Annotated in this window: 18 protein-coding genes; 8 read left to right on the forward strand and 10 right to left on the reverse strand. The window is 67.9% G+C overall.

The window, feature by feature from the left end; all coding sequences use genetic code 11:
• Window positions 1-89: 89 nt before the first annotated feature.
• Window positions 90-842 carry an SIMPL domain-containing protein gene (locus tag EJ105_RS11120; RefSeq protein WP_250166374.1) on the forward strand — a complete coding sequence of 251 codons (753 nt, stop codon included), beginning with the start codon at window positions 90-92 and terminating at the stop codon, window positions 840-842.
• Window positions 843-1,065: 223 nt separating this feature from the next.
• A complete protein-coding gene (locus EJ105_RS28005; RefSeq protein WP_347881313.1) occupies window positions 1,066-2,289 on the forward strand; it encodes an NUDIX domain-containing protein in 1,224 nt (407 codons plus the stop codon).
• 40 nt (window positions 2,290-2,329) lie between these two features.
• On the opposite strand, the gene EJ105_RS11130 is transcribed toward EJ105_RS28005, so the two are convergent.
• The 4 genes from EJ105_RS11130 to ltnD form a co-directional block, all read right to left on the reverse strand.
• On the reverse strand, window positions 2,330-3,127 hold the full coding sequence (locus EJ105_RS11130; protein WP_250166375.1) for a DUF2189 domain-containing protein: 798 nt from the start codon (window positions 3,125-3,127) through the stop codon (window positions 2,330-2,332).
• Window positions 3,128-3,290: 163 nt separating this feature from the next.
• Window positions 3,291-5,126, reverse strand: coding sequence for a glutaminase A (glsA, locus tag EJ105_RS11135; RefSeq protein WP_394042034.1), 1,836 nt, complete (start codon window positions 5,124-5,126; stop codon window positions 3,291-3,293).
• Window positions 5,127-5,287: 161 nt separating this feature from the next.
• Window positions 5,288-5,545, reverse strand: a complete 258-nt coding sequence (locus EJ105_RS11140) for a cysteine rich repeat-containing protein (RefSeq protein WP_029559087.1) — start codon at window positions 5,543-5,545, stop codon at window positions 5,288-5,290.
• 139 nt (window positions 5,546-5,684) lie between these two features.
• Window positions 5,685-6,623, reverse strand: a complete 939-nt coding sequence (gene ltnD / locus EJ105_RS11145) for an L-threonate dehydrogenase (RefSeq protein WP_250166377.1) — start codon at window positions 6,621-6,623, stop codon at window positions 5,685-5,687.
• 166 nt (window positions 6,624-6,789) lie between these two features.
• Here ltnD and otnC point away from each other — a divergent pair, with 166 nt between their 5' ends.
• Entirely contained in the window at window positions 6,790-7,485 is a 696-nt protein-coding gene (otnC, locus tag EJ105_RS11150; RefSeq protein WP_250166378.1) for a 3-oxo-tetronate 4-phosphate decarboxylase, read from the forward strand.
• A 66-nt stretch (window positions 7,486-7,551) separates the two neighbouring features.
• On the opposite strand, the gene EJ105_RS11155 is transcribed toward otnC, so the two are convergent.
• The 4 genes from EJ105_RS11155 to EJ105_RS11170 form a co-directional block, all read right to left on the reverse strand.
• On the reverse strand, window positions 7,552-8,580 hold the full coding sequence (locus EJ105_RS11155; RefSeq protein ID WP_250166379.1) for a polysaccharide deacetylase family protein: 1,029 nt from the start codon (window positions 8,578-8,580) through the stop codon (window positions 7,552-7,554).
• 175 nt (window positions 8,581-8,755) lie between these two features.
• Window positions 8,756-12,055, reverse strand: a complete 3,300-nt coding sequence (locus EJ105_RS11160; RefSeq protein WP_250166380.1) for an error-prone DNA polymerase — start codon at window positions 12,053-12,055, stop codon at window positions 8,756-8,758.
• On the reverse strand, window positions 12,052-13,569 hold the full coding sequence (locus EJ105_RS11165) for a DNA polymerase Y family protein (protein WP_250166381.1): 1,518 nt from the start codon (window positions 13,567-13,569) through the stop codon (window positions 12,052-12,054). The genes EJ105_RS11160 and EJ105_RS11165 overlap by 4 nt, the downstream gene beginning before the upstream one ends.
• Window positions 13,541-14,359, reverse strand: a complete 819-nt coding sequence (locus EJ105_RS11170; protein WP_250166382.1) for an ImuA family protein — start codon at window positions 14,357-14,359, stop codon at window positions 13,541-13,543. The genes EJ105_RS11165 and EJ105_RS11170 overlap by 29 nt, the downstream gene beginning before the upstream one ends.
• A gap of 259 nt (window positions 14,360-14,618) precedes the next feature.
• Between EJ105_RS11170 and EJ105_RS11175 the strand changes: the two genes are divergently transcribed.
• The 5 genes from EJ105_RS11175 to EJ105_RS11195 all read left to right on the forward strand — a co-directional run bounded on the left by EJ105_RS11175 (window position 14,619) and on the right by EJ105_RS11195 (window position 21,140).
• On the forward strand, window positions 14,619-17,636 hold the full coding sequence (locus EJ105_RS11175; protein ID WP_250166383.1) for a DNA translocase FtsK: 3,018 nt from the start codon (window positions 14,619-14,621) through the stop codon (window positions 17,634-17,636).
• Between the two features lie 151 nt (window positions 17,637-17,787).
• Entirely contained in the window at window positions 17,788-18,600 is an 813-nt protein-coding gene (locus EJ105_RS11180; RefSeq protein WP_250166384.1) for an ABC transporter ATP-binding protein, read from the forward strand.
• Between the two features lie 3 nt (window positions 18,601-18,603).
• On the forward strand, window positions 18,604-19,413 hold the full coding sequence (locus EJ105_RS11185; protein ID WP_029559078.1) for an ABC transporter permease: 810 nt from the start codon (window positions 18,604-18,606) through the stop codon (window positions 19,411-19,413).
• A gap of 20 nt (window positions 19,414-19,433) precedes the next feature.
• The gene (locus tag EJ105_RS11190) at window positions 19,434-20,450 is read left to right on the forward strand and encodes an ABC transporter substrate-binding protein (RefSeq protein ID WP_250166385.1); all 1,017 of its coding nucleotides are present in this window, start codon (window positions 19,434-19,436) and stop codon (window positions 20,448-20,450) included.
• A 483-nt stretch (window positions 20,451-20,933) separates the two neighbouring features.
• Window positions 20,934-21,140, forward strand: coding sequence for a cold-shock protein (locus EJ105_RS11195; RefSeq protein ID WP_024278308.1), 207 nt, complete (start codon window positions 20,934-20,936; stop codon window positions 21,138-21,140).
• A 71-nt stretch (window positions 21,141-21,211) separates the two neighbouring features.
• Here EJ105_RS11195 and EJ105_RS11200 read toward each other — a convergent pair whose 3' ends face one another.
• Together EJ105_RS11200 and EJ105_RS11205 are read right to left on the reverse strand one after the other, a co-directional pair.
• Window positions 21,212-21,796, reverse strand: coding sequence for a L,D-transpeptidase (locus EJ105_RS11200; protein WP_029559075.1), 585 nt, complete (start codon window positions 21,794-21,796; stop codon window positions 21,212-21,214).
• 153 nt (window positions 21,797-21,949) lie between these two features.
• Window positions 21,950-22,810 carry an alpha/beta fold hydrolase gene (locus EJ105_RS11205; RefSeq protein WP_250166386.1) on the reverse strand — a complete coding sequence of 287 codons (861 nt, stop codon included), beginning with the start codon at window positions 22,808-22,810 and terminating at the stop codon, window positions 21,950-21,952.
• Window positions 22,811-23,130 lie beyond the last annotated feature (320 nt).

The raw sequence follows: 23,130 nt of genomic DNA on the forward strand, positions 1-23,130 counted from the left end.
GGCTCGCCGCAATGGCGCCGTGTTCGCGCTGTCGTCTGCGGGTCCATGTCCCGGTGACAGAACGCCCGGGGCCGAACGAGGATACCTCCATGCGTCATTCGCCGGCCCGCATCGTTTCCCTTCCGCGCGCCGCGGCCAGCACGGCGGCCGTGTTCGCGGCGGCCTTGGCCGCAACGCTTGCCGTTGCGGGGCCTGCGGCAGCGGCGGCCACCATCACGGTGGTGGGCGAGGCGAAGCGCACTGCGCCGCCGGATATGGCGGTGCTCACCACGGGGGTCGTCAGCAATGCCAAGACCGCCGATGACGCCCTCGCCGCCAATTCCAAGGCGGTGTCGGAGGTGATCGCAGCGCTGAAGGCTGCCGGCATTGCGCCGAACGACATCTCCACCTCCTCCTTCTCCATCCAGCCGCAGCAGTCCTATCCGCAGCCGCCGTCGCGCGAGACGCCGAAGCTGATCGGCTTCGAGGTGCGCAATTCGGTGCGGATCACGGTGCGCGACTTGGGCAAGCTCGGCGGGCTCCTCGACAAGGTGGTGCAGTCCGGAGCCAACCAGGCCTCCGGCCTCTCCTTCGCCCTCGCCGACACCGACCGTCTGGAAGGCGAAGCGCGCGCCGCCTCCGTAAAGGATGCCATCGAGCAGGCGAAGGGCGTCGCGGCGGCTGCGGGGCTTCGGCTCACGCGCATCATGTCGATCCAGCCCGATGGGCAGAGCGGCGGTCCCATCATGCCGGCGCCCATGATGATGAAGGCGGATTCGGCCCGCATGGCCGTGCCGGTCGAGGCCGGGGAGATCGAGGTGCGGGCCCGTACCGTCCTGGTCTATGAAGCCGAGCCCCAATAGGGGCCGGCCGTCGCGTTCCAGGCCGATTTCTTGGCAGGAATGCTTTGTGATAGATCAGTCATAATGACCGATTCTACCGTCGGCGGGCGGAGAACGGGTCCCCCGTGTATTGCGTCTGTTTTTCACGTACCGCCGATGTTGGATCGTCATGGCGCCTTCGTCGGAATGGCCCCATCTCGCGGTCACCGGCGGGCCTTCGGGACGCAGGGTGCAATATGCTGCCTTGCCCTACCGTGTGCGGCGCGATGGCGAGGTGCAGGTTCGCCTCATTACTTCCCGTGAGACGCGCAGGTGGGTGATCCCCAAGGGATGGCCCATCAAGGGACTGACTCCTCCAAAGACGGCCGCCCGCGAGTGCTATGAGGAGGCTGGCCTCGTCGGCGTGGTCTCCCGCGAGCCGCTCGGCGCATACACGTACGAGAAGCGCCTCGGCACCCGCTCGGTGCTCTGCGACGTGCTGGTGTTCCCGCTCAAGGTCAAGCGCCTGCTGCAGAAGTGGCCGGAACGGTTCCAGCGCTATGGATTCTGGTTCTCCGTCGAAACTGCTGCTGCGGCGGTTCAGGAGGAGGATCTCTCCGAGCTGATTCTGTCCTTCGGCGCCATCATGGCGCGGCGCTGGGAGGAGGCGCAGGCCGAAGCCGCGAGCGCCGCCGAAGGAGCCGCCGCCAAGGCGAAGCCGGCGAAAGCGAAGGTGACCAAGGCCCGTGAAGGCAAGGCCAAGGTGGGCAAGGGCACGGACGCTGCACCCGAGCAGGCCGAGCCCGAGGCGCCGAAGGGAAAGCCGTCGAAGGAGCTGAAGCCGGTAAAGGCTGCCCCGAAGTCGGCAAAGGCGAAGGCGACCAAGGCAAAAGCAGGCAAGGCGAAGTCCGCGAAGGGCGGGGCGGCGCTTGCCATGGAGCCGGAAAACCCGTCGTTGGCCGGTGAGGCGCAGGAGAAGGACGCTGCGCCGCCCGCCCGGACCAAGCGCGCCAAGGGCAAGGTGAGCAAGGCGCTTGCAGCACAGGCGAAGGCTGCTCAGGCTCCGGTGCCTGCCGCCGATACCAGCCTGGCAAAAGCGGGGGCGAGGACCAAGGGCGTTGCCAAGACGACGGTCGCCAAGGCGGCGAGGACAGCGACGGTCGCAAAGTCGGTGAAACCCAAGGCCGTGAAGCCGAAGGTGGCGAAGGCCAAGGGCTCAGCGAAGCCGGCCAAAGTTGCGGCAGTCAAAACCGCCTCGGGCAAAGCTGCGCGGGTCAGGAAACCGGCTGCCAAGACCGCGATTGCCAAGACCGCTGCTGCCAAGATTACGACGGCCAAGACCGCCACTGCGAAGGGCACGACGCCCAAGACAACGACAGCCAAGCCCGCTAAGGCGCTCGCGTCCGCCACGGAGAGCGCTACCGCCAGCAAGAAGGCGCGGGCGCGCAAGGCCGCCGCGCCTAAATCTCCCTCCAAGCCGAAGCGCTAGGCGGCGTGCGCCGATGCGCCTTCACGCCGGCGTGGCCGTTTCAGGGAAGCGGCGCCACGGCCCGGCGGTACAGGTGCCATGTGGCGTGCCCCAGAACCGGCAGCACGAAGATCAGCCCGAGGAAGGCCGGTGCCGTGCCGATGGCGATCAGCGCCACGACGCAGATGCCCCAAAGGATCATCGGACCAGGGCTGGTGAGCACCGCCTGCACGCTGGTGATCATCGCGGTCACCACGTCGAGATCCCGGTCCATGAGCAGCGGGAAGGAGATGACCGTGATGGAGAAGAGCCCCAACGCCAGCGCCGCACCGATCACGTGGCCCACCGCCAGGAAGGCGATGCCGTCCGAGGTGGTGAACAGCACCTTCAGGAAGTCGTTGAGCGTGGCGAAGGAGGCGAAGCCGAGGAACAGCGCGAGCAGTAGCCGCACCTGATACATCCAGATGATGAAGGCGAAGATGGTGACGAACGCCATCCATCCAAGCTCGCGCTGGCGCTGGGCGAAGATGGTGGACAGGACACCCTGCCATGTGGGCTGGCGCCCCGCCTCGAGTTCCCGGCTGACATCGTAGAGCCCGGCCGCCACGAACGGCCCGATCAGCACGGATCCGGCGAAGAGCGGATAGGCGAGATAGCCCAGCTCGAAGAAGAAGACGCAGGCAACGATGGCGAGACCGCCCGCCGCATAGAGCGCGCCGAACGCAAGGCCGAACGCCGGGGCCTGCGCGAAGTCTGACAGTCCCTCGATGAGCGAGGCCTTCACGTCCGCGAACGTCACCGCCCGGACCGCCGGCATCGCCTGCACGGCCCGTGGCCGGTTCTCCACCGTATCCACCATCTTCACCTCCCGAATTCTTCTCTTTGGAAGAAGACTGGGAGGGGAACGGGGGGTTGTAAAGGGCCTCGCTCAAGGCTGGCCGAAAGTGCTAGGCGCGGTGCGCGACCGGACGGCCTCCTGGGGCTCGTGCCTGCGATGATGCAAGCCAATGATGCGGAAGGGCTTATCCGGTCAGCATCTCGATGCGGGCGGTGGCCATGCGGATGCGCCCGGCAAGCAGGATGGCGAGGTTGCGCATGATCTTGTCGGCGGCGCGGGCGTGGGTCTCCTGGAAGGCATGGAACTGGTCGGCCGTCACCTCCACACACACCGCCTCCGTGTCCGCCCAGACGTCCGTGCTGCGCGGCTGCTCGATGAGCGCCATTTCCCCGAACACCATGCCGGGGATCATGGTGGAGAGCCGCACGTCTCCCACCGAGCGCGCGCTGACCATGCCCCGCAGCAGGAAATAGACCCTGGCCGGCGGCTCGTTGGCGGAGATGATCCTTGTGCCGGCCGGGAATACGACGCGGGTGCCGAGCCGGGACAGATCGGCCAACTCCTGAGGGGAAAGGCCCGCGAGCAGCGCCTGTCGGCTGAGGTCCGCCTCCACCTCGATGCGCGAGAACCCGCCATGGCGGTACACCACCTGGTCCTCGGCCCACTCCACCGCCGCGTCGTAGGTGGGGAAGATGCGCACGCGCACGCCCTGCTCGCGCAGCGCTTTCAGCTGAGGATTGAGCGGCGAGGCGGCCTCGACGCCGGCGATGACCGCGGTGGTGGCGGCCGGCAGCTGGTTCTTGATGAGGCCGGTCAGCAGCCTCAAGCCGGCATCGGTGATGGTGGCGACGCGGTGCAGGTTGAGGATGAGGAACTCCGGCACGTCACCGGGGTCCGTGAGGCGTCGCGTGACATAATCCATGGAGGCGAAGGAAAGCTTGCCGGCCAGCTCGATGGCGCGGATGGCGCCGGAACGGGCGGAGAGGATGTCCTGCTCGTGCGGCTGCCGGCCGGGCTTGGAGGGCACGGTGCGGAAATCGTAATCGGCGACGATGCAGGTACGCACATCGTCCCGCCGGGAGAGCATGTGCAGGTCGAAGGCCTCGGAAATGGCCTCGCAGGTGCGGATGCCGCGCACGCTGTTGCCGTGCATGTCGAGCCGCGGAGAGAAGGTGCCGAGGCCGAGCTGGGACGGCAGCGCCGCGAGAATGCCGCCGCCGACGCCGCTCTTGGCCGGCACGCCCACGCGATAGATCCACTCGCCGGCGAAGTCGTACATGCCGGACGAGCTCATCACCGCCAGCGTGCGCGCCACCGCGTAGCTGGAGGCCACGGTGACGCCGGTGAGCGGGTTGACGCCATGGTTGGCGAAGGTCGCGCCCATCACTGCAAGGTCTCGGGCGGTGACGAGCACGGAGCACTGGCGGAAATAGACGTCGAGCAGCCGGTCCACGTCTCCCGTGACGCCGCCATAGGTGCGCAGGAGGTAGGCGATGGCGCGGTTGCGGTCGCCGGTGGAGCGCTCGCTCTCGAACACCGCCTCATCCAGGCCGAGGTCGCGCCCGGCGAAGCGGCCGAGGGCCTGGCGGATCAGCTCGAACGCATCCCCGCCGGTGCTCTCGGCAATGAGGCCCGAGCAGGCGATGGCGCCCGCATTCACCATGGCGTTGAACGGCTTGTTGTCGGCTCGAAGGCGAATGGAGTTGAACGCCTCGCCGCTCGGCTCCACGCCGATGGCCGCCTCTACCCGCTCCGCCCCCAGCAGATCGAGCGCGAGGGCGAACACCATGGCCTTCGACACCGACTGGATGGTGAACGGCACCTGCGTGTCGCCCGCCTCGTAGACATGCCCGTCCGTGGTGGCGACGGCGATGCCGAAATGGTCGGGATTGGCCTTGCCCAGTTCGGGGATGTAGGAGGCGACCTCGCCCTTGTCGATGCGGGAGAAGTCCGCGTGCGTGTCCTTCAGGAACCGCAGCAACGGGGTCTCGAGGGTGGTCGAGGGATGGGGCAAGGTCAGGCTCCGAATTCACCTCCAGTGAAACGCCACCTGAGCCATGATGCAATGCCGCAAAACCACCGTCGCGCTGACGGAGGGAGAGCGGAGCAAGTCAGCGCGCAGGCCGCCGTGCGCTGCGGCAGACAACGCCAGCCTCGCGCGCCTGAGGTTCGCTGAGGAAACTACTTCTTGCCGAGGGCGCCGAGGGCGGCTTGGCAGGGCGGGGTCGTCTGTTCCTTCTTGCTCTGCATGCACTGGACCACGCGGCCGCCGCCGGGTTGCACGTCGCCGCACAGCTTCTTCACGTCCGCCGAACAGGCTGTGCGCAGAGCCTGAGCCTGCTCGGCGGTGAGATTGGCGGCAGTCTGCGCCGGAGCCGGCCCGGCGCAGAGGGCCAGAAGAGGGAGCGCGAGGAAAGAGGCGCGGAGCGAGAGGGTCATCGGCAGGATCCTCATGTGGTTGCGTCGGGTCTATGCCTGACCCTCGCGGGGCGAGGTTGCACAGGCGTTCCCCGAGGGTAACGAATCGCGACGGAGTGTAACGTCCCTGCCGCGGCAAAAAAGCGACTCCCGCCGCGCCTCAGCTCCCCTCGCCGGGCAGCTTGGTGCCGGTGATGCGGGCATAGAGGCGGGCGACGGAGGCGTCGTCGTCGCGGCCCATGCCGGCGGCGGAAGTGGCGAGAAACATCTGCAGGGCGGCGGCCGAGACCGGCACCGGGAACTTCGCGCTGCGCGCCATGTCCTGGATGATGCCGAGGTCCTTCACGAAGATGTCCACGGCGCTTTTCGGCGTGTAGTCGCCGTCGAGCACGTGCGGCATGCGATTCTCGAACATCCAGCTGTTGCCGGCCGAGGCGGTGATGACCTCGTAGACTTTCTTCAGATCCAGCCCCTGCCGTGCGGCGAAGGCCATGGCCTCGCTGGCGGCGGCGATGTGCACGCCGGCGAGGAGCTGGTTGATCATCTTGAAGGCGGCACCCTGACCCGGAGCGTCGCCGAGCGCGTAGAGCTTGGCGGCCATGGCATCGAGGGCTGGCTTAGCCCTGGCGAAGGCGGTGGGGCTGCCGGACGCGAGGATAGTGAGCGCCCCTTCCGCCGCCCTTTGGGCGCCGCCGGAGATGGGGGCGTCGAGATAGTGCCGCCCGGTGGCCTCCAGTCGCGCGGCGAGGCTGCGGGCGATGTCCGGGTCCATGGTGGCGGAGGAGATGAAGACGGCACCCTCGGGCAGCGTCTCGGCGACGCCGGAAGGTCCGAACAGGATGGCCTCCGTCTGCGCGGCGTTGACCACCACGCTCACCACCATGTCCGCCCCTTCGGCCGCCTCAGCCGGCGAGGCCACACCACGCCCGCCCGCCGCGCTGAAACGCTCCACCGCGGCCGCGCCCACATCGCAGCCGGCCACATGGAGCCCCGCCCGCAGCAGCGATTGGGCCATGCCGAAGCCCATGGAGCCGAGGCCGATCACGCCCGCGCGTCCGGCGCCCTGATTGCCCGCTGTTCCTTCCGCCTGCTCGACCATGGCCGTTTCCCCGTGTCTCGGCCGCCTGTTGGCCAGACGGCATCCGGAGCCTTTTGTAAGAGTCCGCCGATGGTGGATCAAATCGTTTTAGTCGCGGCGCGGTTCACGCTTGCCAAGGGAGTTCCGCTTCGCTTTGGTGCGTCGGCGGAACAAGCGGAGGCCGGCCATGGACGAGACCAGACTGCGGGAGGAGATCTGCCGCTTCGGGCGCTCCCTGTTCGAGCGGGGGCTGACGCCCGGCTCGTCCGGCAATATCAGCCTGAGGCTCGACGACGGCGGATGGCTGGTGACGCCCACCAATGCGTCCCTCGGCTTCCTTGATCCCGCGCGCATCTCCCGCCTCGATGCGGCCGGACGGCTCCTGAGTGGCGATCCGCCCACCAAGGAAATCCCGCTGCATTCGGCGCTCTACGAGACCCGTGGCACGGCCCGGGCCATCGTGCACCTGCACTCGACCCACTCGGTGGCGCTCACCATGCTGCCGGAGATCGACCCACGGGCGGCCTTGCCGCCCATGACGCCCTATTACCTCATGCGTGCCGGGCAGACGGCGCTTCTGCCCTATTATCGGCCGGGCGATCCCGCCGTCGCCGACGCGATCCGGGGCCTTGCCGGCCGGTACACGTCAGTGCTCTTGGCCAATCACGGTCCGGTGGTTGCGGGCGACACGCTGGAGGCGGCGGTCTTCGCCACCGAGGAACTGGAAGAGACGGCGAAGCTCTATCTGCTGCTGCGCGGCCTCAATCCGCGTTATTTGTCGCCGGCACAGGTGGACGATCTGGTGAAGACCTTCGGCCTCACGCTCCCCGTGCCGGATGCCCGCCACGACCATCACGGGCATGCTCATCCGACCGAGGACTGACCGGCCCGGAACGAAAAACGGCGCCCCCGGGACCGGAGCGCCGTTCGACGAGGTACGTCTCTCGCGTCAGTAGACGCCGGCACTGCGGGCCGGGGCCGGGGACGCGGCCGGTTTCGGCGCGGCGGCGGCCGGCTTGGAGGTGCCGGCGGGCTTCGCCGCATCGGGCTTCGCGCCGGCGGGCTTCGGCTTCTTGGCGGCGGCTGTTCCGGGGGTGGCGAGGGCCACCTTCAGCGGCTTGTCCATGGCCACCAGCTGCGACAGCGTGGCGAACTTGTAGCCCTTGGCCGCCAGCTCATCGAGGATGCGCGGCATGGCATCCACGGTGGTGGCGTAGATGTCGTGGGAGAGCACGATGGCGCCGGGCTTCACCTGCGCCATGATGGCGTCATGCACAGCCTGGCTGTTGCGGTTCTTCCAGTCGTTGGGGTCCACCGACCAGTTGACGATGGTCAGGCCGTACTTGTCCTCGATGGTGGTGCGCAGGGTCGGCTTCATGGTGCCGTAGGGCGGACGCAGGAAGATCGGGCGCTTGCCAGTCACCTGGAAGATCGCCTCGGTCGTGTTGCCGAGCTCCTTGTCCAGCGCCGCGGCGCTGATGCGGGTGAGCTGCGGATGGCTCCAGGAATGGCTGCCGATCTCGTGGCCCTCGTCGGCGATCATCTTCAGCACTTCGGGGTGCTTGGCGACCATGTTGCCGAGCACGAAGAAGGTCACCTTGATGTTGCGCTCGCGCAGGATCTGCAGGAGGCGCGGCGTCGTCTCCGGGTTCGGGCCGTCGTCGAAGGTCATGGCGATGTAGGAGCCATCCACGTCGAACGACTTGTAGGTGTAGTTCTTGCGCGGCGTCACCGGCGGCGGAGCCGCGGGCTCCGGCGCGGGGGCCGGCACCGGCTGGGCCGATGCGGCCGCGCTCTTCTGCGCGGCGGTCGCGCCCTTGCCCTGGGCGGCCTGTCCGGCAGCCGGGTTCGCCGGCTGGGAAATGGATTGGGTGGTCGCCGGGCCGTCGTCTTTGGCGGACAGGAGCGGGCTGATGGCCATGCCGGCGCCCACGGCGGCGGCGGCCACAAATCCGGTAACGATGAGGAGCGGCTTCACGGCGACGGTATCCCGGCCTTAGGTTCCATATGCTCTGAAGCCTCACGGGTTTTTGTGGATAAATCGTGAAGTGCGCGGGGCCCTCGTGCCTTTTTTGCCCGATTTATCGGGTTTTCGCCTGCCCGCTTACGGACTTGGGCTGCTGGATACCTCTGCGGCATGGCGGCCGGCACGCTCAGTGAAAGTCTCTGGACTTGGGCAGTACCCTTACGTCACGGGGATGCTTGCGCGGATGCTGGGGGTGTGCGAACTCGTCGGCCCGCGCCACCTCCATCCGCGGCTGCCGCACCCGGGAGAGCAAGGCGAGGTCGGCGGTGCGGTCGGTGAGGCGCTGGGCCATGAGGTGGACCACCCCCTCCGGGCTCTTCTGGACGCGTCCTTCCACCAAAAGCAGGCGCGCGCCCATCACCTCGCGGCGGAAGCGCTCCAGCGTCCGCTCCCACAGGACGATGTTGGTGATGCCGGTCTCATCCTCGATGGTGATGAAGATGGCCTTGCCGTTACCCGGCCGCTGGCGCACCAGCACCACGCCGGCGGTACGGGCAAAGGCGCCGTCCTTCAGCGCTGATGCCTCGACGCAGGAAAGAATGCGTTCTTTCCGGAAATGCTCGCGCAGTTCGCCCATGGGATGCCCCTTCAGGGAGAGGCGCACCGTCTGGTAGTCGGCGACGATGTGCTCCGACCGCGCCATGCGCGGCAGCGTCACCTCCTCTTCAACGCCCAACTCACGGGCGTCCGCCGCCGCGAACAGGGGCAGGGCGTCGTCGTCCGGCAGGCGGCGGGCGTGCCACAGCGCCGCGCGGCGGTCGAGGCCCATGGAGCGGAAGGCATCCGCATCGGCGAGCAGTTTCACCGCGCGGGTGGGCAGGCGGGCACGGCGCGCGAGGTCCTCGATGCTTGCGAAGGGAATGGCGCGGGCGGCGGCGAGGCGCCCGCCCCAGTCCTCGTGAAAGCCATCCACCTGCCGGAAGCCGAGACGCAGGGCGAGGGTGCCATCGTCGCGGTGTTCCAGCGTGTTGTCGTGATGGCTGAAATTGACGTCGATCGGGCGCACCTCCACGCCGTGCTCGCGGGCATCCCGCACAATCTGCGCCGGGGCGTAGAAGCCCATGGGCTGGGCGTTGAGCAGCGCGCAGGCAAAGGCGGCCGGGTGGCGGCACTTGATGTAGGAAGAGATGTAGACGAGCTTGGCGAAGGAGGCGGCGTGGCTCTCGGGAAAGCCGTAGCTGCCGAAGCCCTTGATCTGCTCGAAGCACCGCGCAGCAAATTCCCGCTTGTAGCCGCGCGCCACCATGCGCTCCACCATCAGGCTCTCGAATTCGTGGATGGTGCCGAGGTTGCGGAAGGTGGCCATGGCCCGGCGCAGCTTGTTGGCTTCCACATCGGAGAAACGGGCGGCGACCATGGCAAGCTTCATGGCCTGCTCCTGAAACAGCGGCACGCCGAGCGTTTTGTGGAGGACGTCGCGCAGTTCGTCCTTGTCGCCGAGATGCGGGGCGGGGGAGGGGTAGTCCACCGCCTCCAGCCCGTTGCGGCGCCTCAGATAGGGGTGGACCATGTCGCCCTGGATCGGTCCCGGCCGTACGATGGCCACCTGGATGACGAGGTCGTAGAATTCCTTCGGCTTCAGGCGCGGCAGCATGTTGATCTGCGCCCGGCTCTCCACCTGGAACACGCCGATGGAATCCCCGCGCTGGAGCATGGCGTAGACGTCCGCCTGCCCGCTTGGCACGTCGGCAAGACCCCAGTCGATGCCCTCGTGCTCGCGCATCAGGTCGAGCGCCTTCCGGATGCAGGTGAGCATGCCGAGCGCCAGGACATCCACCTTCATCAGGCCGAGCACGTCGATGTCGTCCTTGTCCCATTCGATGAAGGTGCGGTCCGCCATGGCGGCGTTGCCGATGGGCACCGTGTCATCCAGCCGCTCACGGGCCAGCACGAAGCCGCCCACATGCTGGGAGAGGTGGCGCGGCGCGCCCATCAGCCGGCCGGCCAGCTCCACCGCGCGGCGGATGAAGGGATTTGACGGGTCGAGCCCCGCCTCCCGGATATGCGCGTCGGAAATGTCCCGCCCCCAACTGCCCCACTGGGTGGAGGCGAGGCGCGCCGTGACGTCCTCGGTCAGCCCGAGGGCCTTGCCCACGTCGCGGATGGCGCTGCGCGGCCGGTAGTGGATGACGGTGGCGACGATGCCGGCGCGGTGGCGGCCGTATTTCTCGTAGATGTGCTGGATCACCTCTTCGCGCCGCGCGTGCTCGAAATCCACGTCGATGTCGGGCGGCTCGCGCCGTTCCTCGGAGATGAAGCGCGCGAAGAGAAGATCGTTGTCGGCGGGGTCCACGGCGGTGATGCCGAGCACGTAGCAAACGGCGGAGTTCGCCGCCGAGCCCCGCCCCTGGCAGAGGATGCCCTGGCTCTCGGCGAAGCGCACGATGTCGTGGATGGTGAGAAAGTAAGGCGCGTACTCGAGCTTGCGGATGAGGGCCAGCTCGTCCCTCAGCAGCTTTTCCACCTTCTCCGGCACCCCTTCGGGATAGCGCACGGCGGCACAGCGCCAGGTCAGTTCCTCAAGCCACGCCTGCGGCGTCCAGCCGGGGGGCACCGGCTCCTCGGGATAGTCGTATTTCAGCTCCTTGAGGGTGAAGTCGATGCGGGCGAGGAGGGACGCGCTTTCCGCCACCGCCTCGGGGGCGTCGCGGAACAGGCGGGCCATCTCGGCGGCAGGCTTGAGGTGGCGCTCGGCATTCGCCATGAGCCGCCGCCCGGCCTCGGCGATGGTGGTGCCCTCGCGCACGCAGGTGAGAATATCCTGCAGGTCGCGCTCCTCGGGCGTCGCACACAGCACCTCGTTCATCGCCAGCAGAGGCACGCCCGCGGCGTGGGCGACGGATTTCAGCGCGGCCAAGCGGCGGCGGTCGGCGCCATGGAAGGGCATGTCGGCGCCAAGCCACACTGCCCCGGGGGCGGCCTCGGCGAGGCGGGAGAGGAGGGGCGGAAGATCGCTTCCGTCTTCGCCTGGCAGCACGATGAGCATCAGGTCGCGCGCGTCGGCGAGGAGGTCGGCGAGGGAAAGGTGGCAGTCGCCCTTCTTCGCCCGCCGGTTGCCGGTGGTCAGGAGACGGCAGAGCCGGCCCCAGCCGGCGCGGGTCGAGGGATAGGCGATGATATCCGCCGTGCGGTCGGAGAAGATGAGCCGTGCGCCCGTCACCAGCCGGAAAGTGCGGGCACGGGTGGCGACGGCGCGCTTGGCCTCCGCCTCGGGATCGTCTGCTTCCAGATTCTCGTCGAGGGCGCGCAGGTCCTCCAGGGCGCTATAGGCCCGCACCACACCGGCCACCGTATTGCGGTCGGCGATGCCGAGACCGTCGAGACCGAGAGCGACGGCGGTGCGCACCAAATGGGCCGGCGCGCTCGCCCCGCGCAGGAAGGAGAAATGCGAGGCCGTCGCCAGCTCCGCATAGAAGGGTGCGCTCACGGGAACAGCCCGTGCAGGAACCAGCGGGGCGCCGACGTCTCCCGTCCGTAGGTGCCTTCGCGATAGAGCCAGAAGCGGCGACCTTCAGTGTCCTCCACGCGGAAATAGTCGCGGGTGAGACCCGGCCGGTTGCCATCGAGGACGGTCCACCATTCCGGCGCGATGCGCTCCGGCCCCTCGGCCCGCGTCACCTCGTGCAGCACCCGCCGCCAGCGGAAGCGCAAAGGCGGGCCGTCCGGCACCTCGGCCAGCGTCTCCACTGGCTCGGGCGCGGGAAACAAGGCCGGCGGGCGGGCGAGGGGCGCACCGGCGGCGGTCGGCTCGGCCCAGTCGTGCGCCAGAGAGGTGTGGGCGCGTGCTTCCCGGCTGCGCCACGCCTTTTGCGCTGGCACCCGCACGGCGGCGCGCTCGGGAATATGGCTGTCCAGCGCGGCAAGGCAGGTGACGCGGCGCGGTCCGAGCCGGGCGGAGAGAATGTCCACCAGCTGGTCGAGCCCTGCGCCGTCCGGCTCGGCGTCGAAGCCGGATTGGGTGGCGGTGAGCGGCTCGGCGGCGGTGACGGACAGGCGGATCACGTCATAACCGAAGCCGGGATCGAGCGGGTCGGCCAGCGCCTCCAGCCGCTCGCGGAACAGGGCGGCGAGGCGCGCGCCGTCGCGCAGTGGCGCAGCCGTGCCAGCCGCCACCCGCCGCACCGCGCCGTCGCTGCGAAAGAAGGCAGCCTCGAAGCGCCGTCCGCCCTCGCCATGCCGCTCCAGCACGCCGGTAAGGTCGCGGGCGAGGTCGGCGAGCACGGCGCGCGCGGTCGCCTCGTCGCCCATGGGCTCGGCGAAGCGCCGCTCCGCCACATAGACGGGCAGGGGATTGAGCGGGGAAATGGGCGGAGAGGCGGCGCCGCACAACTCGTCCAGCCGCTCCACCAGGGCGCTGCCGAAGCGGGCGGCGAGGGCCGCGCGGGGCTTGCCGGCGATGTCGCCGATGCGCACCAGCCCGAGATAGGAAAGGCTGCGCGCCGCCTCCGCATCCAGGCCGAGTGCCTCCACCGGCAAAGGCGCCACGGCCTCCCGTTCGCCTCCCGCCAGCACCACCCGACCCGGCCTCCAGCGGGCGAGGGCGAGGGCAGCTCGAGCGGTGCCAGCCACAGCCCCGCAGGCGGTGAGACCGGTGGCGACCAGGCGCTCCGTCATGGCAGACAGTAGGGCCGCCTCGCCACCGAACAGATGGGCGCAGCCGGTGATGTCGAGGACGATGCCGTCCGGCCCGGACACGGCGACGAAGGGCGTCCAGCGCTCGCACCACGAGGCGATAGCGGCGAGCAGCGCCGTGTCCGCCGCCGCATCCGCCTCCACCGCCTCGATCTTCGGTACGCGGGCCTGCGCATCCGCCAGCGTGAGGCCGGGATGGAGGCCGAGGCGGGCCGCGGCGGCGTCCACCGCGGCGAGGCGGCGGGCATTGGCCTTCACCTCCACCGTGACCAGAGGCGGGTCAGCCGGTGCGTCGCCAGCCGACGACATGCGACGTCCCCGCCGGCTGCGGTGCAACCGGTCGGTCGGCAGGCGCGGCAGGAAGAGCGCGGCGAGGCGCCGGGGCGAAGCGTCGGGCATGGGCATTCCATTCCACGGTGAAGCGGCCGGGGGGTCCGAGGCGGTTGCGCTCGATTTCCAGCGCGAAGGCGGGTGGGCCGAGGCAGAAGGCCGGCACATCCCCGGCCACCCGGGAGGGGGCCGCGGCGACCCGCCAGCGGGTGGCGGCAGCGGAGGGACCGGGGTCCGCCCCCGGCCGCAGTAGGAGGGACGGCACACCGGAGCGCTCGCTGCGCAAGGCGAGGCGGCGGGTGGCGGTGAGATCGATGAGGCGCGGGGATCCCCAGGGCTCGGCCACCACCAGCCCGAGGGCGCCATGGCCAAGGGCTTCCTCTGCGGCGCCCAGCGTGTCGGCGGCGTCTGCTGCGGCCACCAGGATCAGGCGGGACGGATCGAGCCCGAAGGCAGCGCAGCCGGGGCCGTAGATGTCGCCGCCCTCCAGCGCCGCCATATCCTGCCGCACCCACAGCACCGGCTTGCGGGTGCCGGCCGCGAGCGCGAGGGCGAAACCGAGCACGGCGGCGGCATTGCCCTTCTCCGCCGGAAAAGCCTCGTGCAGCGCATCGCGGGCGAGGCCACCCCCCAACGCCTCGTCCAGCGGCCCCCCAAGGGACAGGCGCGGCCGGGCAGGACCGTCCGGAGGGCCGGACAGCCGTTCCATCTCGACGATGCGGCGGCGAAGGGCCGCCAGATCCTCGCGGGGAGCCTGCTCGGGGTGCATGGATGAAGGACCAATGTTCCTATTTTGTTCTCTTTAAAAGGACTCCGGGAGGGCGGAATGTCAACCGTATGGAGGTCCGGCAGCAGGGCCTGCGGGGGCTGGAGCGAGCCCTTCGCAGGCAGGTGAAGCGGCGCGGTCTTGTCCCCATGATTCACAGACAAGGTATCCTGAAACCGTTGTTGTGAGGCGCAAACCTCCCCTTAACGCCCCCGCCCTAGTGTCCTCGAAACGGCGCCGGTGCTGCGGATTTCGGATTCCCATGTCTTCCTTCAACCGTCCTCCGAGACCTCTTGCGTATCCTTCCTACGCTCCGGACGACTCGTTCGATCCACCAGCCGATTCCGGCGCCGAACGTGGCCTGCCCTCGTTCTACGAGCGGATTCCGGAATACGACCCGGCCATCCACGACGGCGCCTTCGAGGCTGCCGAAACCCACAGCTGGATCGACCTGGAGCTGGTCCCGAGCTGGCTGCGGCCGTTCACCCTCGACGCCAACACCCGCTTCACCCGCACCCCGGACCATCTGCTGCGCCCCCGCGAGCCGGGCGCGACCCCGTTGCCGCCAGTCTTGCCGCAGGTCCCCACCCCGGTCACGACCCAGGGGTCGAGCCGCGGCTGGCACTTCCTGTTCGAGCCGGCCGACGACGTGGTCCAGCCGGTGGCACAGCCCGTCGCCAAGCTTGCGGATATCCCCGAGGAGACCGCCTTCGCCGCGCCCGCCTCCGCGCCGGAAGAGGTGACGGCGGCTCCCGTCGTCCTTCCTCCCGTCGAGGAAGAAACAGCTGAGGCCTACGAGGCTCCCGCTTCCGAGGTCGCGCTTGCAGAGGCTGCCCCGGGCGAGGAGTTTCTGACTGAAACGACAGCGCCTGTGCTCCTTGAAGCCGACACCGCGCCGCAGGCTGTGGCCGAGGCGGCTTCGGAGGTCGACACTGCTGATGTCCCCGATCACCTCTGGAGCCTGCTGCGCCTCGTCGTTCTCGGCCGCGCCGCCACCCCGCCCGCTCCGGCCGGGGAGCAGGACCTTGATCCGGCGCCCGCAGAGACGGTCGATGCGGAAGACGACCTTGTGAAGAACGAGGACACGGCTTTCGAGGCGCTGTCCGATACCGAGGAGGCTGCCGACTTCGACGAAGACGAGGTCTTAGAGGCGGCCGCCTCCGAGGAGGATGAACTCGAGGATGACGAGCTCGAGGACGACGCGTTCGAGGACGAGGACTCCGAGGATGATGAGGTCGCCGAACTGGACGGCGACACGGACGACGCCGAGGAGGAGGGCGATGAGGTCGACCTTTCCGAGGACGACGACGAACTGGACGAGGACGACGCGGAGCTCTCCTCCGAGCTGGAGGAGGATGACCTCGAAGACGACGAACTCGAAGACGATGCTTTCGAGGACGCGGAGCTGACGGAAGACGAGGAAGACGAGGAAATCGACGCCGAACTCGACGAGGACGAGGCGGAAGACGCCGCCGCGCTTGAAGACGACGATCAGGCTGATGACGAGGCCGAAGCCGAGGACGAAGCATTACCCCTCGCGGCCGCGCCGATCCTTTCGGGTGAGGCGTTCGCATCCTGGCGGCCCTACCAGCAGAGCATCAGCGCCCAGTTCTTCGGTGCCCTGCATTCGGCTGCCACGTCCGCTCCCGCGACCTCGGCAGCAGTGCCTGCAGCGGTGGATGCCGTCGCCCCCGTTCCGGTGCAGGCCGTTGCAACCCTCCCGCCCGATCTCGCGCCCGCAGCTGCGGAGGGCACGGAAGGCCCCTATTTCCTCCCGCCCCTCGACCTGCTGCGCGAGCCGCCGGTGGTGGAGCCGGACTATGAGCTGTCCGAGGAATTCCTCGACCAGTCCTCCACCATGCTGCAGCAGGTGCTGCGCGATTTTGGCGTGCGCGGCGAGGTGATCGACGCCAATCCCGGCCCGGTCGTCACGCTCTACGAGTTCGAGCCGGCACCGGGGGTGAAGTCCTCCCGCGTCATCGGCCTGTCGCCGGACATCGCCCGCTCCATGAGCGCCGTTTCCGCCCGTGTGGCGGTGGTGGAGGGGCGCAACGTCATCGGCATCGAGCTGCCCAACCGGCGGCGCGAGACCGTGTGGCTGCGCGAGCTTCTGGCGAGCCACGAATTCGCCGAGGCCCATCCCAAGCTCGGTCTCTGTCTCGGCAAGACCATCGGCGGCGTGCCGGTGATCGCCGACCTCGCGCGGATGCCGCATCTGCTGGTCGCCGGCACCACCGGTTCCGGCAAGTCGGTGGCCATCAACACCATGATCCTGAGCCTGCTCTACCGGCACACGCCGGAAGCCTGCCGGCTCATCATGATCGACCCGAAGATGCTGGAACTCTCGGTCTACGAGGGCATCCCGCATCTGCTCACCCCCGTCGTCACCGACCCCAAGAAGGCGATCATCGCGCTGAAGTGGGCGGTGAAGGAGATGGAGGAGCGCTATCGCAAGATGAGCCGCCTCGCGGTGCGCAACATCGACGGCTACAACGCCCGCGTCCGCGAGGCGGCGGCCAGGGCTGAGATCATCACCCGCAACGTCCAGGTGGGGTTCGATCGCGAGACCGGGGAGGCCCTGTTCGAGGAACAGGAGATGGACCTCACCGCGCTGCCTTACATCGTCGTCATCGTGGACGAGATGGCCGACCTGATGATGGTGGCGGGCAAGGAAATCGAAGGCGCCATCCAGCGCCTCGCCCAGATGGCCCGCGCCGCCGGCATCCACCTCGTGATGGCGACGCAGCGGCCCTCCGTGGACGTCATCACCGGCACCATCAAGGCCAATTTCCCCACCCGTATCTCCTTCCAGGTGACGAGCAAGATCGACAGCCGCACCATCCTCGGCGAGATGGGCGCGGAGACGCTGCTGGGGCAGGGCGACATGCTGTTCATGGCCGGCGGCGGGCGCATCAGCCGCGTCCACGGCCCGTTCGTCTCCGACGGCGAGGTGGAGAAGGTCGTCGCCTTCCTCAAGGCCCAGGGCGGGCCGGACTATATCGACGAGGTGGTGCTGGACGAGGATGCCGTGGCCGAGGACGATGACGAGGCGGTGTTCGACCGCTCCGGCATCGCCGATGCGGGCGGCGACCTCTACGAGCAGGCTGTGGCCATTGTCATGCGTGATCGCAAGGCCTCCACCTCCTACATCCAGCGCCGTTTGCAGGTGGGCTACAACAAGGCCGCCTCCCTCATGGAGCGCATGGAGACCGAAGGCATCGTTGGTCCCGCCAACCACGCCGGAAAGCGCGAAATCCTCACCTTCTCGCGACCGGGGTGAGGTTCGCTCCACCGGCGATCCTCCACCCTTGCCTCCCGCGCGCCCTGGGCTACCTTGTCCGCTTGATCCGGGCCAACCGGACGCGCGGTCGGGGCGCGGGATCGGGAGACGTTCAGTGGTGCAACCCTTCAGCGTGGTCCAGGGAGGCCGCATGGCTCAGGCATGCGCGGTCGGGCTGCGCGACATCTCCATCGCCTTCCCCGGCGCCAGCCGTGCGGCTTCGCCCTTCGTCGCGGTGCAGGGCGTCAATCTCGAGGTTGCGGATGGCGAGTTCGTCGCCATCGTCGGCCCTACGGGCTGCGGCAAGTCCACCTTGCTGAATGCGACTGCCGGCCTGCTGAAGCCGGCATCGGGCACCGTCACCATCCACGGCACGCCCCTTTCCGGCCTCAACCGCGCGGCCGGATATCTCTTCCAGGCCGAGGCCCTGTTCCCGTGGAAGACGGCGCTCGACAACGTGGCCATCGGCCTTGAGGTCGCCGGCACCGACACGGACGAGGCGCGCGCCCGCGCCCGTAAGTGGCTAGCCCGCGTGGGGCTCGCGGCCTTTGCCGATCGCTATCCCCACCAATTGTCCGGCGGGCAGAGGAAGCGCGTGGGCCTTGCCCAGGTGCTGATCCGTGACCCCAAGATCCTGCTCATGGATGAGCCGTTCGGCCCGCTCGACGCCCAGACCCGTCAGATCATGGGCAACCTCCTGCTCGATCTCTGGAGCCAGGACCGCAAGGCGGTGATGTTCGTGACCCATGACCTTGAAGAGGCGATTTCGCTGGCCGACCGGGTGGTCATCATGGGCGCCGGACCGGCCTCGCGCATCATCGGCCAGTGGCGCGTGCCCATCCCCCGCCCGCGTGACATCGACGTGCGGCTGGAGCCCGCCTTCCACCATCTTCACCGCGAGATCTGGGCGGCGCTGAAGGATGAGGTGGTGAAGGGATATCGCCAGTCCGAGGTCGCGAGCTGAACCATGCGCAACCGTTTCACGCTGTTCACGCTGCAGGTGCTGGTGGCGGTGGTGCTGATCGCCATCTGGCATTTCGGCTCCACGGTGAAGGTCTCGATTCCGGCGCTCTCGCCGAAGCCCTTCTACCCGCTCGATCCCTTCTTCTTCTCGACGCCGCTGGCTGTTTTCGAGAGGACCTTCAAGGACTTTTACACGGGAGTGATCTGGTATCACCTCGGCATCACGCTGCTGGAGACCATGCTCGCCTTCGCCATCGGCGCTTTCGGCGGGGTGCTGGTGGGCTTCTGGTTCGCCCGCAAGGCGGTGATCGCCGCGGTGTTCGACCCTTATGTGAAGATGGCCAATGCGCTGCCGCGCGTGGTGCTGGCGCCCATCTTCGCTTTGTGGCTTGGGCTCGGCATCTGGTCCAAGGTGGCGCTGGGCGTCACGCTGGTGTTCTTCATCGTTTTCTTCAATGTCTATCAGGGTGTTAAGGAGGTCAGCCCGACGCTGCTCGCCAACGCCCGGATGCTGGGGATGAGCGAGCGACAGCTCATGCGGAACGTGTTCTGGCCCTCCGCGCTCACCTGGATGTTCTCCTCGCTCCACACGGCGGTTGGCTTTGCGCTGGTGGGGGCGGTGGTGGGGGAATATCTCGGCTCGGCGGCGGGGCTTGGCTATCGCATCCACCAGGCGGAAGGGGTGTTCGATGTCACCGGCGTGTTCTCGGGCATGCTGGTGCTCTCCATCTTCGTCATCATCATCGACACGGTGGTGAGCGCAATCGAGAACCGCCTGCTCGTCTGGCGCCCTGCGCCGGCGACGCAGGCGTGAAGAAAAACGGGAGGAAAATCATGAAGATGCTCAAGCTCGCGGTGGCCGCCCTCGCGCTCGCCTTCGCCGCTCCTGCGACGGCCCAGCAGGCCGCCAAGATCGAGAAGCCGAAGCTCACGCTCGGGGTCGGCGGCAAGCCGCTGCTGTATTATCTGCCGCTGACGATCGCCGAGCGGAAGGGCTTCTTCAAGGAGGAGGGGCTGGACGTCGCCATCAACGATTTCGGCGGCGGAGCCAAGTCTTTGCAGGCACTTATCGGCGGTTCCATCGATGTGGTGACGGGGGCTTACGAGCACACCATCCGCATGCAGGCCAAGGGCCAGGACATTGTTTCCGTTATCGAATTGGGCCGCTTCCCGGGGATCGTCCTGGTGGCGCGGAAGGATCGGCCGATCAAGTCGGTGAAGGACCTGAAGGGGGCCAAGATCGGCGTGACCGCGCCGGGCTCCTCCACGAATTTCTTCGTCAATTTCCTGATGGCGAAAGATGGCCTGAAGCCGGATGAGGCCTCCTACGTCGGTGTCGGTGGTGGAGCCTCGGCTGTGGCGCAGATGAAGCGTGGCGAAATCGACGCCATGTCCAATCTCGACCCGGTCATTACCAAGCTGGAGGACGACGGGGACGTGATTGTTCTGGCGGACAGCCGAACGGAAGCCGGAAACGACAAGATCTTCGGCGGAGCGAACCCGGCCGCCGTGCTCTACATGAAGCGCGACTTCATGGAGCAGAATCCCGTCACCACCCAGAAGCTCGTGAACGCTTTCTACAAGGCGCTTCAATGGCTTAAGACCGCCACGCCGGAAGATGTGGCGGCGGTGGTGCCGGAGGAATATCTGCTCGGGGACAAGGCGCTCTACCTCAACGCGGTCAAGAACTCCCTGCCGATCTATTCGCGCACCGGCCTCATCCCCGAAAAGGGCATGCAGAATGCCCTCAACATGTTGGTGGAGTTCGATCCTGAGCTGAAGGCGGCGAAGATCGACCTCGCCAAGACGTTCGACGGCACCTTCGTGGCGAAGGCGGCGGCAGGCAAATAGTCCGGCCCCGGTTCGGGGGTGTTTCACCACCTTGCCGGTGGGCGTTCACCCCCGGTATCGGGTGGGTTCGGCAAAAGGTTCAGGAGCGGCGGGCAAAAATCTTGCCCGCCGCCCTTGAACCGCCGCGATTGATCCCTATCTTCCCATCAACCCCAGCCGATGGATGCGGCGCGCTTTTGAGCGCAGACGCTTCCGGGAGACGGACGGATGTACTCCGATCCCGCCTGAGCAGATTGCACCAAGGCATGGGGCGTTCGTTCCTCCGCTTTCCATTTCATGGATGTGCGGAGGGGCGAGCCGAGCGGACAAGTTCGTCGACGGCCTTCTTCGTTTCCTTCGGGCCGCGACGCAAAAGCCTTCCCCAAGTACGAACCTGTCCTGAACTGCGTCCCGTTGCGCCGTGACTCTTTTGTGGTCGCGTGTCGCCGGGACGATCGGCGCTTTTCGGGAAACTCCCGGAGAGCGTTTCCACAGGAGGCCTCCATGGCCACGGGTACTGTCAAGTTTTTCAACGCCCAGAAGGGTTTCGGCTTCATCGTTCAGGATGAGGGCGGCCCCGACGTGTTCGTCCACATCTCCGACGTGGAGCGCTCCGGCATGTACAGCCTGAACGACGGCCAGAAGGTCTCGTTCGATGTCGTCCCGGACAACCGCGGCAAGAGCAAGGCTGCGAACCTCGCCGCCCTCTGACGCGCTCAAGCGTTGAATTAAATGGCCCGGCTGTCTCACGACGGCCGGGCCATTTTCGTTTCAAAAGGGCCTCAGCGCAGCACGTAGACGGTCGCACCCACGCGCACGCGGTTGTAGAGGTCCACCACGTCGTCATTGGTCATGCGGAAGCAGCCCGACGACACCGCTTGCCCGATGGTCTCCGGCTCGTTGGAGCCGTGGATGCGGTAGAGGCTGGAGCCGAGATACATGGCGCGGGCGCCGAGCGGGTTGTCGATGCCGCCGGGCATGTAGCGGGGCAGATCGGGGCGGCGCTTCAGCATCTGGGAGGGGGGCGTCCAGGAGGGCCATTCCTTCTTGGCGCTCACCGTCTTCACGCCGGACCAGCGGAAGCCGTCGCGGCCGACACCGATGCCGTAGCGGATGGCCTGGCCCCGCGCCGTCACATAATAAAGGCGGCGCTCCGAGGTCATGATGACGATGTTGCCCGGCGCATATTTCGGGTCGATGGAGACCATCTGTCGGCCGATGGGCGAAGTGCTGCCCACCACGCCGACATTGCCGCCGCCGAAGAACTTGTTGAAATTGAAGATGTCGTAGCGATCGTCGGCCTTGGCCGAGCCCGTCGCCACCAGCGCGGCGATGCCTGCGAAAACAAGCGATTTCAGCTTCATCATGGCTCTGCGTCTCGGATGGACCGGAGCGCGAACGACCATCGAGCACGCCCGGAAACGTCGGCAACACCGCTTTGTCGCCACAAAACGGACAAGACTGCAACCGCTTTGTGGCGAACGGGTTCCCGTCCCACGGGAGTGTGAAGCCGTCTTCTCCTAACGCGCTACCATCCTTGAAGTCGCTGCCGCAGCGGCAGCAAAGGCCGCAAGCGTGGTGTTGAAGCGGTCCGCCGCCTCGATGAAGGGGGCGTGGCCGACCCCCGCATAAAGGTCCAGCCGGGCGCCGGGAATGGTCCCGGCAATATGTTCCGCCATGGCCGGGGCCACCACCTCGTCCAGCGCGCCCTGCGCCACCAGCACCGGCACGTCGAGGCGCTTCAGCAGGTCTTCATACTCCGCCGTCCGACCGAACAAGGCGGAGCGCACCTGCTGCGGCACCATCATGTTCACCGCCAGCAATTGCTCGAACAGCGGCTGGGGGATGGGGGCGGCGAAGCAGCGGCGCAGAAAGGTGCGGGTGGCCGCGATGTTCTCCTCCACATCCGTGCTGCACATGAGGCGCATCAGCCGGTTGCAAGTGCCGTAGAAGCGGCGCTCGTTGGCGGTCACGGCATCCACGAACACGATGCCGCCGATGCCCGCCGTGCCATGCACCGCCAGATAATCGCCGATGATGCGCCCGGCATAGGACCAGCCGACCAGCACCGGCCGCTCCAGCCCCCAGCCGCGGATCACCGCATCAAGCTCCCCCGCCCACACCTCCGCCGACTGGTAGGCGGCGGGATCGGACGGACGGTCGGAGGCGCCATGGCCGCGAAAATCGTAGGTGACGAGCCGCAGGCCGGCCAGCGCCGGGCTGGATGTCTGCCGGTTCCAGCACAGGCCGGACTGGGAGAAGCCATGGATGAACACCACCGGCGTGCCCTCGGGCGGGCCGAAGGCGGTGCTGGCGATTTCGACGCCATCGGGGGTGAGGATGCGGCGGACCTCGCGGTCGGCGGGGGGAGGGGTGGTCATGGCAGGGTTCCGGCGCGAGGTGTTCGGCGACCGCTTTAGCATCGCCGGGGCGCGGGCTTAAGGGGTGGAAGCCGTTCTTGCCCCGGACCAGCGACGGCGCAGCCGGAGCGCCGAGCCGGGGTCCAGGGGAAAAGTCGGCAAAGCCGGCGATGCCCCGACACCGTTTCCGCTTGAGCCGCCTGCGGCGGACTTGTGCGCTGGGCCCCTGTGTGTTGGGGATGTGTCAGGATGGGAGCGGGCGGGAGATCGTTGGGCCCCAGGTCTTGAAGACCGTGAGCCGGCACGGATCCCCGCCCGCTTGAACACACCCAGCCTGAACA

The organism is Xanthobacter aminoxidans (assembly GCF_023571765.1).
GTDB lineage: Bacteria > Pseudomonadota > Alphaproteobacteria > Rhizobiales > Xanthobacteraceae > Xanthobacter > Xanthobacter aminoxidans.